Origin of the sequence: Aquibacillus sediminis (genome assembly GCF_005870085.1) — a bacterium.
GTDB lineage: Bacteria > Bacillota > Bacilli > Bacillales > Amphibacillaceae > Aquibacillus_E > Aquibacillus_E sediminis.
Genome location: NZ_SZNM01000009.1, coordinates 1 through 16,456, shown reverse-complemented (window position 1 = coordinate 16,456; position 16,456 = coordinate 1). Strand labels below are relative to the sequence as shown.

The following is a 16,456-nucleotide window of genomic DNA, read 5'->3' as shown; positions in this document are numbered from 1 at the left end:
GAGAGTGGATTCCAATGAGAAAAAGTATCATGTTTGTCACGATGTTAGTGTTGTTACTTGTAGTGGCAGCTTGTTCCGATGATGCAAATAGTGAAAATGCTGAGGCAAAGCAAAATAATAGTAGCGGTGGAGCAACGGAAGGGCAACAGGAATCGACGGAAGAAGATGCTGGTCCAGTAGAAGCAACCTTCTGGCATGCAATGTCCGGCGCAGGGCAAGAGTCGCTTGAAGCGATTGTTGACAATTTTAATGACTCACAGGATGATTATACAATTGTTCCTGAATTTCAAGGCTCTTATGAAGAGGCATTAACCAAGTTCAGAACGGTTGCTGGAACAAATGATGCACCGGCGATTATTCAAACGTTTGAAGTGGGTACGAAATATATGATTGACAGTGGTGCCATTGAGCCTGTCCAAACGTTTATTGATGAAGAAGGCTATGATACATCGATTTTGGAAGAAAACATTTTAAACTATTATACGGTAGATGACCAACTGTACTCTATGCCATTTAATTCTTCGACTCCGGTGATGTTATACAACAAAGATGCATTTGAAGAGGTTGGGCTTGATCCAGATAATCCTCCGCAAACATTTGCAGAAATAAAAGATGCAGCCGAACAATTAACGATTGAAGGGGAACGATACGGGTTTTCAATCTTAAATTATGGCTGGTTCTTTGAAGAATTAGTGGCCACTCAAGGTGGATTATATGTCAACAATGATAACGGACGTTCTGCTGATGCAACCGAAGCTACTTTTCATGGGAAGGAAGGGTTGCGCATATTCGAATGGATTGATGACATGAATCAAGCTGGTACATACGGGAATTTTGGTTCTAATTGGGATGACATTCGTGCAGCCTTCCAATCTGAACAAACAGCGATGTACCTTGACTCGTCAGCTGGAGTTGCCAACACGATTGAAACAGCACCTTTTGATGTTGGCGTTGCGTTTATTCCACATGCAGAAGAGGCCGAACGCCATGGTGTCATCATTGGTGGAGCATCACTTTGGATGGCCAAAGGAATTAATGAAGACAAACAACAGGCTGCTTGGGAATTTATGAAGTTTTTACAAACGCCTGAAAGCCAAGCGAAATGGCATGTGGACACAGGTTACTTTGCGATTAATCCAGCAGCCTATAAAGAAGAGATTGTAAAACAGAGATGGGAACAGTATCCGCAACTATCTGTAACGGTCGATCAATTACAAGCCACCAAGCCATCTGCCGCAACACAAGGTGCTTTAATTTCGGTTTTCCCAGAATCTCGTCAACAAGTCGTCACATCACTTGAAAACCTACTACAAGGCACAGACCCACAAGAAGCACTAGACAGAGCCGCCAAAGAAACAAACCGCGTCATCGAACAACAAGCAAGAGCAAACCAATAAAGTGGGACATGGGGACAGGAAATTTGTCCCACCTAAGTCGATTTGTAGTCTATCATTCAATCTCGATAAGAATTTTTACTATAAGATAAGCGTTGCTATTACCAGGCAACGCTTATTTTATGTGCAAATAGTTAAGGTCGTATTTATAGTATGTTTTCTGGGACTGGGACACGGTGCCTGACTGTCCCGGATGCCGTGCCTAGGAAGTAGAAGAGCCAACCCGCTACTTCTTTGCTGCCTAACATCTTTAAATTTGGTAAAATAGTCGTTGTTGTTTGATACTTAATAAGAAGGTGTCTTTATGTTGGTAAGTTACTTCAAAAAATACATGATTTTAATCATCGCTTTTATCTTTTTTATTGGCATTATTGGTACAAGGCCATTAATCCCACTTATGGCGAGTGAAATGGGCGCGAATGCTGCACAGATTGGAATGATTGTTGCATTGTACCCGTTGCTTCCATTTTTTGTTGCCATAAAGATGGGGCAGTTTGTGGATCGAATCGGACATAAAAAGCCGATTGTTGTTAGTACGGTGGTCGGTGCTTTGGCGATCCTGCTTCCGTTTGGAGTTCAACATATCGTTAGTCTTATTTTTTCACAAATATTGGCTGGGATTGCTCATACCGTATTTGCCGTTGCTGCCCAAACATTTGCAAGTGCTGGTAAATCTCATAAGGAACGAGATAACAGCATCATGTCCTTCAGTATTGGCGTGGCTTTAGGTAGCTTCATTGGCCCAATGTTAGGTGGGGTTTTTGCAGATAACTGGGCATATAAAGGGGCGTTTGGGATATTAAGTGGGGTTATTCTTGTATCAACCATTCTTTCCATGTTTATCGATCCGGCTTTTACGTCTACCCCAAATCGAAAACAGCAGAAAATTAGTAAATCACTTTCCCTTTTAAAAATAAAAAATATTCGGATCGCATTTTTAATCAGTATCATCATCATCTTAGGAAAAGAAATTTATACGGCTTATTTTCCGTTGTTAGGTGCTCAGTTTGGTTTATCTGATTCTACGATCGGAATTATTATTTCCTTAAATGCAGCGGGGGGAATACTGATCCGCTGGCTTGTTCCGTATTTATTAACGAAAGTCAGTAGAAGCAATATTGTTATAGGGTCGATTGTTTTATCTGGTATCTTTTTCACCTTATTACCATTATCAGAAAGTGCTGTTATTTTAGGTGTTATTTCCTTTATTATCGGACTTGGCTCTGGAATTGGTCAGCCGCTATCGATTTCCAGCACGGCAGATGCTCTGCCACCAGACCGAATTGGAGAGGGATTAGGCCTGCGCCTAACAGCAAATCGTCTAACTCAAGTATCCGCACCGATTTTATTCGGTGGCATTGCTCAAGTTGCAAGTGTATATGGAATATTCTTTATCCTAGGTGCCGTAACAATTATTGGAGGCCTCAAATCTAAAATACCGGAATGAGGGTGGGACATGGGGACAGGGGACTTGTCCCATATTTTAGTTGTATTTGGAGCATTGCTATTTATTCCGGTGCAACCGTCCGTAAGACTCCCACTTCAAAACATGGTATGAAACGGAAATTTTAAGTGGGAGTAAACTTTCGCTTTCACCCCGATTGGTTCAAGGGCCTGCGGGTCTCCCTTGTGGTACTAACATTTAGTGGGGGGAAGAAGAAAAAACCCCACTAAATGAAGTTTCACTTTATTTGCAATTTTTTTGAAATGGATCTGAGGTGACGAGGATATTTGGTGTCTATCTCAAATGATTTCGTAGGTGCTTCCATCCGTAATTTGCCATCCTAAAGTGAAAGACAAATGAACTGGGACAACTGCCCTGTCCCTTTGTCCCAGGATATGATAGTATCAGTAAAGAATGGAGGAGATGTTGATGGATAATTTGCCGAATTGCCCGAAATGTAATTCAGAATATACGTACGAGGATGGATTATTATTAGTTTGTCCAGAATGTGCCCATGAATGGTCACCTGAAGCGGATGAAGAAGCGGCGACTAACATAGATGAAAAAGTTTATAAGGATAGTATTGGCAATATTTTGCAAGATGGTGATACCGTATTAGTGATTAAAGATCTTAAAGTAGACGGTAGCAATACGAACGTTGTAAAAAGAGGGACAAAAGTAAAAAATATCCGTTTGATTGACGAGGATCATGACATTGATTGCAAAATTCCTGGTTTTGGTCAAATGGGGTTAAAGACGAAATTTGTGAAAAAGGTATAATGTTTAGTGCTAGGCCAACATTTGGATCAAGGGGGATAATGGACCGATCGAATATTTTCCTTCTTACATGCGGTGACTGACCTTGTGATTTGTGAATAATTCCATTTATTTTAGGTTAATTTAATAAAAGCTTATCGCAGTAGTATTGGATTGGTAGAGGAGTATATTTTCGCGGCAATGGTTGGGTTCGACCCAAAAGCCCAAGCCCGCGATTTATATTCATTCAATACTACATTTAAGCAAAATCCAAGGCGATACAATGATGTTCCAATGGAGGGATTTACATGTCTGGAGGACACCAAGAGGGAAAGCCGAATTATTATCCAACCAATCCAGATAAGAAAAGGCCAACTGAACAACAGAAGGGGAAAGCAAGATCGAAATCACGAGGTAGACCTGTTTAGAATAGTACCTGTCATCAGTGATTTTCATAATTAGAAAAGCGTATAGTCATAGGTCTATACGCTTTTCTTCAATTACTAATTTCTGCAGTTGTTGCTTGTTTGTTGCATGAATAGTCCTTTAAGCTAGCTTAGCGGTCTAGGTTGAATTTTTTAAAATTCGCTTCAGCTGCTTATGTAAATAACTAGTAACACCATTTGTGTGTCTGCACTTACGGTTCCACTGAATAGGAAATAAAAGTTTATGAACATCCCCCATTAATACTGCAAAATTAGCTAATATTCCAAGGGTTAGTGCTGCTCCAATTAGTACACTTAGCTCCACATACCAAGAAAGAAAAGACATGCGTCCGAAGTGCCACGTTTAAGAATGAGCCCATCAGTATTGTAATGAAGGATGAGCGCCAACAGCACTTGCATCGTTCCTTAAAATAATCCACTTGCGTCAATCCACACAAGTAATCCAGCTATAACTTAAATTAATACGAATAATTGCTAACACACTAGATACGTTGTTGTTTTTCTTAAAAGTCCTAACATAAAAATATCTTCTTTTTATGTTCAACATTTTACATGATGTCTGCCACCATAAAAGGTGCCTGTCTGCTGACAGGCACCTTTTACGTTAGATAATTTCTACTAATAATTTTTCAAGTATGTGTCCGTTTGTTTCTATTTTTAGTTGATATTTGCCGGTATCTAGTTGTTTGGTATTTAAGTTATACATATACTGACCGTTTCCGTTATAGTGGAAGGAGTTCCCATTATTTTTATTTCCTGTAGCGGTAGCTTCTTGTACTACTCCTACAGCACCGTCCGTAACTTTCGCAAGGTAAAGTTTAGCATCTGCGTCGTCGATGTTTCCTCCATTTTTTTCATTTAGTGTAAATTTAACAGGAACAGTGCTATTTTGGTTGACTTTATTGATTTTATCCTCATCTAGAGGAGCCAATAGATCACTAGTTACTTCCTCCGCTTTTCCAACAAATGTTGTAACACTTTTTGGCGGAAGCTTTGAGGATACAGATCCATTATCTACATTAATAGAATCAAGTTCTTTAAGATTTTCTGTTGCTGAAGTTCTATAAGGTGTAACAGAATCCGTTACAAGACCAGAATTAAATCCATCGAAATTAAGATCCAATGTTTTAAATGTTTCATTGCTGTTAATTACTACAACAGCGTATTCACCAGTTTCTTCATCTTTGTATGCAGATACATCTACGCCGTCTTCATAGTCACTAGTAGAAATTCTATTATATCCAGGTCTTACAAAACGGCTAAAGTTACCAATTGTAAATAGGCGCTTATTTAAGTAATACTCTTTATTTTCCACATCTAGGTTAATTAATGGCTCGCCTTTATCCAACTTATAAGCAATAAACCACCAATATAGCCAAGCGTTTACTTCCGCGTTTGTCATGTGGTCATGAACAAGTTGAGCCCAGTAGATCCCATCTTCAATGGTAGGGTCATTTTCCCCTAAGTTAGATACTTCTGTTTGCCAAATTCGCTTATCATATTTTTTGGCTGTAGGGAATGTTGTTTCTGCGCCACGGCCATCATTGTATGCATGTGCAGCGACAATATCTATATCATCACGTGTTTCAGGATCTTGCAAAACCGGTATTGCTGGGTCTTCTACAAAGCTCGAATCTTCCCCAAGAATAACATCTGCGGTGATTTCATCTTCCTCGAAAGTAGGTGATAAATAACCACCGATGAAATCATTAAATTCTTCACCAGTCCAACGAGCGGACGAGTAACCTACAGTAAGGTCTGGTTCGTTTTGAATGGAGATGCCATCAATTTCGATATCATGATGTTCCTTATATCCTCGAATGTATGCGGACAGATAATCTGCATAATCTTGGTAATGTTCTTTTTCAAGCTTACCGCCTTCTTTTACTTGACTATTTGTTTTCATCCATGCTGGAGGACTCCATACTGTACTGATAAATTTATCAACACCGTATTCTTTTGCTTGGTTCATTAGCCAAACTTGGTCTTCATCTCCACTCCAAACGAAATCACCATCTTCTTCAGGCCAAATAGTTGGTGTAGGACCATCAATTTCATTGCCCCATAAGCCACCATCGCCGACTTTGTTTCTGACAATGGAAAAACCAGCCCCATCTGTTGTGGAGAACAATAAATCCAAAATTTCTTCACGTTTTTCTTCAGGAAATTCCATTAAGTTTTGCGCTTGTTGGAATGCACCAGAGGCGCCAAAGCCATCAATTTCCTGTCTTACGTCATTCCAGTAGACAGTACTACTAACTACTTCATCTTCAGCAGCAAATACGTTACCAGCAGGTAGTAGACTACTCAAGATCAAGATTAGTACTAAAAAAGAACTAAATACTTTACCTGTCCATCTTGGTTTGGACATTTACATCTTCCTTTCCCCTTGATTTTATTTAACAATTCGTCAGATGACGAATTTGTTACGATTGTAAGGGTGGTACCTTAGTATGACCGATATCTTAAGGAATCTTGTTGGTTGTAAAGTTATGAGTTAGTTTCTTTGGTGGAGTGGGTTCGTATAGAATAGAGAAGTCGTTCATTGTTGGTTACGTTGTGAAAAATCTAAAAATTGCAAAATCGTGGTGGTAGTGGGAAAAGTACTTACAAAATTCTAGATGTTATACGAGGTTGATGTTACCTTGGTTAAGTTATTCATACACAATAGTTTGGTAACGTTTACAGTTAGTAAGTTTAGCAGCGTTTACTTGTTTTGTCCATTAAATAAACTAAGTTTTTTGAAAAATAGGTAAATAGTTCTGTCACTCATACAGGTGAACTGGAGAACTAAAATAGAAAAAACATCAGATATAGGATTAGATTCGTCCGGTTCTATTCCTCTTATTTCGGAACTGATAAACTTAAAGGAAAATCCAATGAGTTAGTTACAAGTTCCTAATACGGCTATTGATTATGCTGTTGTCCAGTGTAATGACAATATTTTTTATATTAATCATAAAGGGAAGAAAGAAAAAAGTATCGCAGGTCAATTTTTAAGGACTTCAGTAATTTTATGAAGGCGTTAATAAGGTCCAATATGAGCGTCTTATGGAGAAGGGTTCCGTCTACTAAACAAATATTGGAGCAAAACTTTTAATAAACAGATTCCACTAAAATGTAATGAAATTTTGTTGGATACGTGACAGAGCCTTCGTTAATACATTACCCCAAAAAGTAGATAATCAGCAATTAAGCAACTTAAACAGCAGATGTAAATAGATGCAAAAGAAGTTATATGCTACAGGGTTTGAGGGAACAAGCAGGACAAAGCACTTTTAACCTAGCTATGATTATCCAGACGTATAATTTGTCGAACAAGTAAAAATGGTACCTGTCACCAATACTAGGTGTCAGGTACCATTTTATTGCACCGTTTTTAATCTGCTTCTTCAATCCAGACTTCGCCGTTTTTGTAGGTCATTTGTTCTGGGTATCGTAGGTCGGTGACTTCTTCTTTTATTTTTTGTGGTGGTTCTTTGGTTAGTAAGGATACAACAATATTGGCGATAATGGCTGCTGCTGCGCCAAATACGCCTGCGCCAGTATCGATAATTCCTAATATGGTGAAGCCACCGTATTTTGCTGCAAAGATATAGCCTAGGGTAACGGATAAACCAACAAGCATCCCTGCAATGACACCGGGGCCATTGGATCGTTTCCACCATACACCAAGGATGAGTGCGGGGAAGAAAGAACCGGATGCCAGTGCAAACGCCCATGCAACAATTTGCGTGATTGCTCCTGGTGGGTTTAGTGCGACCAAACCAGCGACAACGGTTGCGATGATAATTGACCATCTACCAACGAGTAGGCGCTTTTTGTCACTTGCATTTGGATTAATCGAGCGATAATAAATGTCATGTGATAGCGCGGCAGAGATCGAAATCATTAGCCCACCAGCTGTCGATAATGCTGCTGCCATCGCCCCAGCTGCCATTAAACCGATGACAAAAATACCTAGGTTGGCAATTTCCGGAGTTGCCATCACGACAATATCGTTACTAATGACTAACTCTCCCCACTGTAGTATACCATCACCGTTTTGATCTGCTACCGAAAGTTGACCGGTATCTACCCACGCGGTCGTCCAGGCTGGCAAATTATTAATGGAAGAGCCAGCTACTTCTGTCATTAAAATGAAACGAGAGAATGCAGCATAGGCAGGTGCTGATAAGTATAACAATCCGATAAACAATAGTGCCCAGGCACCACTCCAACGCGCTGCTTTCATGGTAGAAACTGTATAAAAGCGAACAATAACATGGGGAAGGCCAGCCGTCCCAGCCATTAACGTGAACATGAGCGCCATAAATTGCCACTTCGTATTCTCTGTAAATGGAACGACATATTCAGAGATAGCTAGTTCTGCATCTAATGCTTTTAGCTCCCCTACGATTTCCCCATAGGAGACCCATGGAACTGGATTACCTGTTAGTTGCAGGGCAATAAAGATGACAGGAATCAAATAGGCGATAATTAATACCAAATATTGTGCGACTTGTGTCCAGGTAATCCCCTTCATCCCGCCTAACGCAGAGTAAAACGCAATAAGTACAACACCAATTAACGTCCCAATAGCAGCGTCGACCTCTAGCAACCGACCAATTACAACACCAGAACCAGACAATTGTCCAATTGCATAGGTGAAACTAATAATAATCGTTGCAACTGCAGCGATTAATCGTGCTGCGTTACTTTGATATCTGTCCCCAATAAATTCAGGAACAGTGTATCGTCCAAACTTTCTTAGTTGTGGAGCAAGTAGGAAGGTCAATAATAAATAACCACCCGTCCACCCCATAATATAAGCTAAACCATCATATCCCATGATCATGACTGTCCCAGCCATCCCGATAAAGGAAGCGGCACTCATCCAGTCGGCACCAATGGCCATCCCGTTGAAAACGGGAGGTACACTTCGATTGGCTACGTAAAAGTCTGACGTAGCCCTTGCTTTGTTATATAAGGCAATTCCAATATACAAACCAAATGACGCCATAATGAGTAAAAGCGACACGAAAAATTGATAGTCCATTAAATCCCTCCTTGTAACCTAAATGAATGTAAGGTTAGTGGTCTAGCGTTTTTCCAGAGCTAATTTGTTCATTTCTTTCATGGCTAATCCCAAATTTTTCATCAATTTTGTCACTAACAATTGCATTGATAAATAATAGAATAATAAAAGTTAGAACTGCTCCCTGCGCACCCATGAAGTAGTGAAATGGGAATCCGTTGATGGTAATGTGTGAAAGTTCCTTTGCAAAGAACACCACTAAAAAAGACACAGAGAAGCCGATAGCTAAATAAATCACCGTTAAGATTGTACGGATACGAAAATACCGGTCAGCCACATGCTTATCCACTTTTTTCAAGATGTTCACCTCCTTTTTTAGTGTAGTTGCTTAAGTGAGAAAGGGATGAGTGAATTGTGAATGAATAACCACTCATTTTATAGAAAAAATCATCAGCCCCTTAGATTAAAAATGAATCGAATCGTATCCCAAAATGGGAGAGGAACCATGATGATTTTTACTAACAAAAAAGAGAACAAAGCAATAAAAGGAACGCTAAGAAAAACAAATTTTTTCTTATACAAACTAAAAAAGACAGATACGACGGTAAGTAGACCAAATAAAATAACAAGAATAATAATAACGACCTCCTATGTAAACGCTAACAAATAATGATCTGAAACAAGTATATGAAGCAAAAAAGCAAGATATGAGTGGGACATGGGGACAGGGCACTTGTCCCAGTTAGGGTGTCAAACCATAATAATGACAGGTTATAATGTGACTTTTGTCATAGTTTGGTTGAGCATATTATACTAACATTAAATAGATGTAATTTTCTGGTTAGAATAGGGGAAGTGTTTATTCCTATAATTATTTTTAATAGTAAATAACCAATATCTAGAGGAAAAGTTAGCTGAATTCAGTTCAAATTACCTAGTTAAAATTGCATAGGAAATAAGTGGATGTTATCTTAGTGGAGTGTTTTACAAAACACGACAAAAATATATAAATCTGATTTTATCCTTCTAGAATATCTGTACGTACTATGATTTGAAAATTTCATACACACATACCGAAATGGCAAACTTATCGAAAGGTAAGGACGCAAAGCTACGGGCCTTAGGCAAAGATGCTATGGTCGCCGAGTTACCGAAGAAATCATTCTAAGATTTTTTAAGTGAGCCAATTTCTATTGGTTCATTTTTTTATAATAAATTGTATTCTTATGCAATGTTTTTAATCCCGGTGCAACCGTCTGTATGACTCCCACTTCAAAATATGGTAGGAAAAGGAGATGTTTAAGTGGGAGTTAACGAACACTAACACCACGATTGGTTCAACTAACACTTAGTGGGGGAGAGCAAAAAAACCCATTGAGTAAAGTTTCACTTTGTAAGCAATAAATGAATGCGCTAGAAAGTAAATGAGGTTATAGGGGGACTTATATGAAATGGTTAAAAGAAGAGAATGGCATAGAGGAAAATTCGTTATTTGGTTTGTACCTTATACAAGATGAAAAAATTATTGATTGTAACCAAAAGTTAGCGAGGATATTAGGTTATGAACGTGAACAATTAATTAATTTATCTATTTATGAATTACTAGATCAAAAAGAACACAAGTCTGTGCAAGCGAACATTAATAAAAGGTTAAATAACAAGTTGACGAGCTTTCATCATAGGAAGTATGTAAAAAGACAAGATGGTAGTTACCTCGAGGTTGAAATAAACGGAAGTCTGACTATATACAATAATAAACCTGCAATTGTCGGAACAGTCATAGACTACAATGAGGTTTTAAACAAAAATGAAATGGTTGACGATAGGAGCAATTATGATCTTTTGACCGGATTACCTAATAGATCCATATTTGAGTATGAACTCGACAACCTATTAGAAAATATGAATGATGCTACACCTTTTGCGGTGATGTATTTAGATTTAGATGATTTTAAGCAGATTAATGGTAATCTAGGTCATGATATAGGGAATCAGTTATTAATAGGGTTTAGCCAAAAGATAAAGGAGTATGTGGGTCCAGATGATTTTGTTGCTCGGTTAAATGGAGATGAATTTGCCCTTTTAGTAACAGGTTTTGCAGAATATGAAAATGTACACAAACTAGCAAAGGACATTATAGCTCTATTTGAAGAACCGCTTGTCGTAGGGAAGTATGAAGTCTTTCTTTCCATCAGTATTGGCATTAGTGTGTATCCATACTCTGGTGATGATAAGGCCTCTTTATTAAAAAGTGTGGATATTGCGATCTACCAATCGAAAGAAATTGGGAAGAACAACTATCAAATCTATACCCCACAAATGAATATTGCATCTTATAAAACATTTACCTTGAAAAATGATTTGCATAAAGCGATGAAATCAGATGAGCTTGAAATTTACTTTCAGCCTAGAATCGACCCTGTGACAAATAAGATTGTAGCTGCAGAAGCATTGATCCGGTGGGTACATCCAAAATGGGGAATTGTTCCGCCTAAAGAGTTTATTTGGCTAGCGGAGGAAACCGGGATGATTATCTCGATTGGGGATTGGGTACTTAGAAATGTTTGTCTACAAATCCAAAAGTGGCAGAATCAAGGATACGAACCGATCACTATATCCGTTAACTTTTCTCCAGTTCAGTTTTTGCAGTCTGATCCAAGTTCTAAAATTATCGAAATTATTCAACAAATGAATATTGAACCAAAGTGGTTAGAAATAGAAATTACCGAGAGTGTTCTGTTAGACAATGAACAACAAGTTACTTCCGTCATCGAAAAATTAAGGAGATATGGAATTCGTTTTTCCATAGATGACTTTGGTACGGGCTATTCAGCATTGAACTATTTAAAGAAATTTAATGTTGATTTAATTAAGTTAGATCGTTCATTGATTAAGGACATCACGCAAGATAAATACAGTTTTGAAATTACCCATGCATTAAATGAACTTGCTCATACATTAGGTTTAAAAGTGGTTGCTGAAGGAGTTGAGGAAGTTGAGCATTTAAAATTATTAAAAGAAATGAATTGTGATGAAATTCAAGGGTACTTATTTAGTGAGCCTGTTAATACCGATGAGTTTGAGCGATTACTATCAGATGGGGAATGTGTACCGGATATCATTAAGGAACAACCTGTCGTTGAAAACAAACGTGAATATTTTCGATTGTCTTTTGAATATCCATTGGGTGCAGATATGACGGTGAACAGAGTAGCTGGGAAAAAAGTGCAGATGGGTAGCACCGAGGTTCTAATAGAAGATATTAGTGCTGGAGGGCTAAGATTTATCTCGAATGTAAAACTCCCCGCTCGTAAGGATTGGGTATTGTCTTTTCACACAGAAGTAATGGAACAATCACCAACGATGTATGGTCATATCGTTTGGCAACATGAGCTAGAAGACGGTATTTACCGATATGGCCTAATGTTCACATACGAAGAAAAGGACAAAGAGAACATGATCCAATTAGTGAATAAACTTCAAGTAAAGTTAAAAAATACACCGTTATTACCGAATAGTAGATTCATAGATCAAGAAAAAATCACCTATATGCAGTAAGATACGAAAAGATAAATGAGTGTGGGACATGGGGACAGGGCACTTGTCCCAGTAAATCTGGGACAGTGAACCTGTCCCCATGTCCCTAATAAATCTTTTGATTTTCTATTTCATATCAAACCATTTATAATAATAATTTGTGTTTAATCTTAACAATAAAATCAAGAACAGGAGTATCACGTACATGAAGTTTTTAACATCGATGAAATCCAAAATGATTCTTTCTTTTTTACTTATTACTTTAATTCCGATTATCGTATTGGGTTTGTTTTTTAGTAATAATATGGAAAAGGAATTAGAAAAGAATTTCGCTGATAAAACAATCGGTGAAATCGAGCAAGTTGATGAGGCTGTTGGTCTTTACTTTAAAGGGATCGATGAAAATACGAACTATTTGGCCAATCTTCCTACAGTAAAACAAGCAGATGACACGATTACAACATACATGGATAAAACAAATCCAAACGGTGATAGTGTTCCATTGAATGCATCTGAAAATGGCGGGATTGAAGCAGAGATTTATTCGATCTATGAAAATTTTGCCCAGACACATCCAGAATCCCCATATGTCTATATGGCGACGGTAGATGGTGGGTATGTCCAATGGCCAGAAGACAGCACCAGTGAAAATTACGATCCAAGAGATCGTCCATATTACCAGCAAGCAATGGAAAATGAAGGGGACACCAGTAGAACAAGTGCGTATTACTTTGCACCGGATGATTCTACGATTGTTAGTACGGTTACCACGATAAATGATGAAAGTGGCAATGTGGTTGGGGTGCAAGGATTAGATGTCAGTCTCGATGGGTTAACGGACATGGTTTCAGATATAAAAGTTGGTGAAAATGGCTATGTCATGTTGCTAGAAGAAGATGGAACCATTCTAGCTAATCCGAACAATCCTGACACAAGTTTTCAAAATATAACAGATCTTGATATCCCCCAATTACATAATATTCAAGAGGTTCAAGATGAAATGATTGAAGGAAATGTCAATGGGGAGCCTCATTTAATCAATGTCTATACATCACCAGAAACGGGTTGGAAATTTGTTGCCGTGCAACAACAGTCCGAATTAGCAGCACAATTAACTGAAATGAATACATTGATTTTAATTATTTCAATTATATTTGCTGTAATCGCAGCAATTGTGGCTTATTTTCTTGCAAACAGATTTTCTACTCCAATTTTAAATGTTGTTGGTCACTTACAAACGATTGCTGATGGCGATTTTACAGAGACAATTCCAGATAATTTAACGAAGCGGAATGATGAGCTTGGTGTGTTAGCGAATGCATTACAAACAACCCAATCTAGTGTTCGAAGTTTATTAAATAAAGTAAAAGAATCAGCATTATCAGTAAGAGATTCTTCGCAAACATTGGCTCAAAATACAGAGCAAACGAGCCAGTCGACCAATGAAATCGCAACAGCTATTAATCAAGTAGCATTAGGGGCTACCGAACAAGCAGAACATCTAGAAGATGGCGAATCGAGTCTTCAACAACTAAATGAACAGATTGATAAGGTTTCAAGGGAGAACGAAACCATTAACGAACAAACAAATACGATGAAAGAACTGAAAGATAGTGGGCTAACGACTGTTGAGGAGTTGATCAAGAAATCTAATGAGACACGTTCATCAACAGAAGATATGAGTCATGTAATTGGCGATATGGATAAGCTTTCCGAAGAGATCGGCAATTTCTCTACGATGATCATTGACATTACAGAACAAACAAACCTGCTTGCTTTAAATGCATCGATTGAAGCGGCAAGAGCCGGTGAGTATGGCAAGGGGTTTGCTGTCGTAGCCGATGAAATTCGTAAATTAGCAGACCAATCTGCCTCTGCAGCAGAACAGATAAAAACCACGATAGGAAAAGTGCAATCTCAATCTAAACAAGCAGTAAGTTCGATTGAGCAAACAAAAGTAAACACATATGATAATGAGGAAAAGGTAAATGAAACCAAGGCGTTGTTCAATGAACTAGCCTCCATTATCCAGACTGTAACAGAAAACACTGCTAAAGTAGCTAATTATTCGAACGCGATGATTGAAAAGAGAGAACAAATTACAGATGTGATTCAGTCATTATCAGCATCCAGCCAAGAAGCTGCCTCTAGCTCAGAAGAGGTATCAGCTTCCACTGAGGAACAGCTGTCGATCGTTGAAGAACTTAATAATCACTCAAACACTGTTAAAGAATTAGCGGAAACCTTACAACAAGAAATCGAACGCTTTAAGATATAAATAGAAGGTGACAGGTACCATAACAGTGGTACCTGTCACCTTTTTCATATGTGTGGGACATGGGTGTGGTGGGACATGGGGACAGGGCACTTGTCCCAGTTTATGTGGGACAGTGAACCTGTCCCCATGTCCCATTGTAGTATTTTTTGTTAGAGATTGGTAATATGTGATTAGAATAGTGTTGGGTTGTTTTTTAATAAATGAATGGAGGTAGTGATGTGGTTAATTATAGGTTGAAGGCACAATTGTTGGAAGTGGTAGATCATCAAGTGAACACGAATGATCCTAAATGTACCAAACATACACTAGAACGATTAGTTGATGAAGGGTTTGGCGAAATCGAGGCAAAACAGATGATTGCGTCGGTATTGGTGGAGGAAATGAATGATGTGATGAAAACTGAAGTAAAGTTCAATGAGGAGCGGTATGGTGAAAAATTAGCGAAGCTCCCTGATTATATGGACGAGCTAGAAGCAGGCGAATCCCAAAAGGATGACAAACAACAACCTATACAGCAACCAAAAGTAGGTAGAAATGATCCATGCCCATGTGGAAGCGGGAAAAAGTATAAGAAATGTTGCGGGAAATAGGAGCCGTGCTTTTGCTGTTTTACCGGAGGAAGCACTAGAACCATCCCTGTGCTTCCAAATAAATGAATGTGTGGTGATCTGATGTTATTTGAACAGGAACGGCAACAAAAGATTATGAACTATATCAAGCATCATGGGAGGGCATCTGTTCAAGAACTTTGTAAAGCGTTTGAGGTTTCTGAGTCTACGATTCGACGTGACTTGAAAGTGTTAGAGGATCAAGAAAAGATTGATCGAACCCATGGTGGTGCAATGGCGAAGGATAGTGTTCATTTTGAACCAACTTTCTCAGAGAAATCTGTGCGTTTTTCCGAAGAAAAGAAGTTGATTGCGAAAAAAGCAGTCGAATTCATTCATAATGGTGATACCATATTGCTTGACTCCGGTACCACGACACAGATGCTAGTTGGCGAAATTAAAAAGTTTTCAAACTTAACGGTCGTGACAAATTCCGTAGTATTTGCTAAGGAGTTGGAGAACTCCCCACAAATAGAAGTTGTACTTTTAGGTGGTAAACTTCGAACAGAAACGCTAGCACTTGTTGGTCCGATAACAGAATTAAGTTTAAGCCAACTTCATGTTGACAAAGCATTTATCGCCACCAATGGAATTGATTTAACTATGGGTCTTACTACTCCAAACCTGACAGAGGCTGCTACCAAAAGAAAAATGATTGAACAGTCCAATCAAATAATTGTCGTAGCTGACCATAGTAAGTTTAACCGTCACAGTTTTGCTAAATTCGGTGAGATCGAACAAATTGATTACTGCATCACCGACGACAAATCCCCAACCGAACTGTTAAAAGCATTAGAACAAACTGGTGTAGAAATATTCGAGGTGACAAGTACTACATAATGGTGCATGTAGTCTGTACCCCTTATACTAGACACAAGAAAATTTCGACCTTTAAACTATTAGTGTAAGGGGAGATTCTTAATGACAACATCCAAAAAACATCAGCGTTATAGTAAGGAAATAAAACTAAAAGCAG

At 38.5% G+C, this 16,456-nt stretch carries 10 protein-coding genes and 1 riboswitch; of the genes, 7 read left to right on the top strand and 3 right to left on the bottom strand.

Annotated elements, in window-relative coordinates:
* Positions 1-14 precede the first annotated feature (14 nt).
* The 3 genes from FCI53_RS10550 (at position 15) to FCI53_RS10540 (ending at position 3,618) form a co-directional block, all read left to right on the top strand.
* Complete coding sequence (locus tag FCI53_RS10550) at positions 15-1,397, top strand: ABC transporter substrate-binding protein (RefSeq protein WP_138418608.1); 1,383 nt, start codon at positions 15-17, stop codon at positions 1,395-1,397.
* A 301-nt stretch (positions 1,398-1,698) separates the two neighbouring features.
* The gene (locus FCI53_RS10545; protein ID WP_138418606.1) at positions 1,699-2,841 is read left to right on the top strand and encodes an MFS transporter; all 1,143 of its coding nucleotides are present in this window, start codon (positions 1,699-1,701) and stop codon (positions 2,839-2,841) included.
* A gap of 426 nt (positions 2,842-3,267) precedes the next feature.
* The gene (locus FCI53_RS10540; protein WP_138418604.1) at positions 3,268-3,618 is read left to right on the top strand and encodes a zinc ribbon domain-containing protein YjdM; all 351 of its coding nucleotides are present in this window, start codon (positions 3,268-3,270) and stop codon (positions 3,616-3,618) included.
* Between the two features lie 1,026 nt (positions 3,619-4,644).
* On the opposite strand, the gene FCI53_RS10535 is transcribed toward FCI53_RS10540, so the two are convergent.
* The 3 genes from FCI53_RS10535 to FCI53_RS10525 all read right to left on the bottom strand — a co-directional run bounded on the left by FCI53_RS10535 (position 4,645) and on the right by FCI53_RS10525 (position 9,415).
* Entirely contained in the window at positions 4,645-6,411 is a 1,767-nt protein-coding gene (locus FCI53_RS10535; protein WP_138418602.1) for a glycoside hydrolase, read from the bottom strand.
* Positions 6,412-7,419: 1,008 nt separating this feature from the next.
* Positions 7,420-9,078: a sodium:solute symporter family protein gene (locus FCI53_RS10530; protein ID WP_138418600.1), complete on the bottom strand. Its 1,659-nt coding sequence runs from the start codon at positions 9,076-9,078 to the stop codon at positions 7,420-7,422.
* A 34-nt stretch (positions 9,079-9,112) separates the two neighbouring features.
* A complete protein-coding gene (locus FCI53_RS10525) occupies positions 9,113-9,415 on the bottom strand; it encodes a DUF4212 domain-containing protein (protein ID WP_138418598.1) in 303 nt (100 codons plus the stop codon).
* A 712-nt stretch (positions 9,416-10,127) separates the two neighbouring features.
* Positions 10,128-10,212: riboswitch (cyclic di-GMP riboswitch) on the top strand.
* 291 nt (positions 10,213-10,503) lie between these two features.
* Between FCI53_RS10525 and FCI53_RS10515 the strand changes: the two genes are divergently transcribed.
* The 4 genes from FCI53_RS10515 to FCI53_RS10495 all read left to right on the top strand — a co-directional run bounded on the left by FCI53_RS10515 (position 10,504) and on the right by FCI53_RS10495 (position 16,320).
* Complete coding sequence (locus FCI53_RS10515; RefSeq protein WP_138418596.1) at positions 10,504-12,615, top strand: EAL domain-containing protein; 2,112 nt, start codon at positions 10,504-10,506, stop codon at positions 12,613-12,615.
* Positions 12,616-12,799: 184 nt separating this feature from the next.
* On the top strand, positions 12,800-14,872 hold the full coding sequence (locus FCI53_RS10510; protein ID WP_138418594.1) for a methyl-accepting chemotaxis protein: 2,073 nt from the start codon (positions 12,800-12,802) through the stop codon (positions 14,870-14,872).
* Between the two features lie 218 nt (positions 14,873-15,090).
* On the top strand, positions 15,091-15,462 hold the full coding sequence (locus tag FCI53_RS22045; RefSeq protein WP_281279526.1) for an SEC-C metal-binding domain-containing protein: 372 nt from the start codon (positions 15,091-15,093) through the stop codon (positions 15,460-15,462).
* 81 nt (positions 15,463-15,543) lie between these two features.
* The gene (locus FCI53_RS10495) at positions 15,544-16,320 is read left to right on the top strand and encodes a DeoR/GlpR family DNA-binding transcription regulator (RefSeq protein WP_138418592.1); all 777 of its coding nucleotides are present in this window, start codon (positions 15,544-15,546) and stop codon (positions 16,318-16,320) included.
* The last annotated feature ends 136 nt before the right edge of the window (positions 16,321-16,456 follow it).

What these genes read in the sequence shown, in the direction of transcription:
- FCI53_RS10540 (WP_138418604.1), top strand. Translation starts at nt 3,268, where the DNA reads ATGGATAATTTGCCGAATTGCCCGAAATGTAATTCAGAATATACGTAC.
- FCI53_RS10495 (WP_138418592.1), top strand. Translation starts at nt 15,544, where the DNA reads ATGTTATTTGAACAGGAACGGCAACAAAAGATTATGAACTATATCAAG.
- FCI53_RS10535 (WP_138418602.1), bottom strand. Translation starts at nt 6,411, where the DNA reads ATGTCCAAACCAAGATGGACAGGTAAAGTATTTAGTTCTTTTTTAGTA.
- FCI53_RS10530 (WP_138418600.1), bottom strand. Translation starts at nt 9,078, where the DNA reads ATGGACTATCAATTTTTCGTGTCGCTTTTACTCATTATGGCGTCATTT.
- FCI53_RS10515 (WP_138418596.1), top strand. Translation starts at nt 10,504, where the DNA reads ATGAAATGGTTAAAAGAAGAGAATGGCATAGAGGAAAATTCGTTATTT.
- FCI53_RS10550 (WP_138418608.1), top strand. Translation starts at nt 15, where the DNA reads ATGAGAAAAAGTATCATGTTTGTCACGATGTTAGTGTTGTTACTTGTA.
- FCI53_RS10510 (WP_138418594.1), top strand. Translation starts at nt 12,800, where the DNA reads ATGAAGTTTTTAACATCGATGAAATCCAAAATGATTCTTTCTTTTTTA.
- FCI53_RS10545 (WP_138418606.1), top strand. Translation starts at nt 1,699, where the DNA reads ATGTTGGTAAGTTACTTCAAAAAATACATGATTTTAATCATCGCTTTT.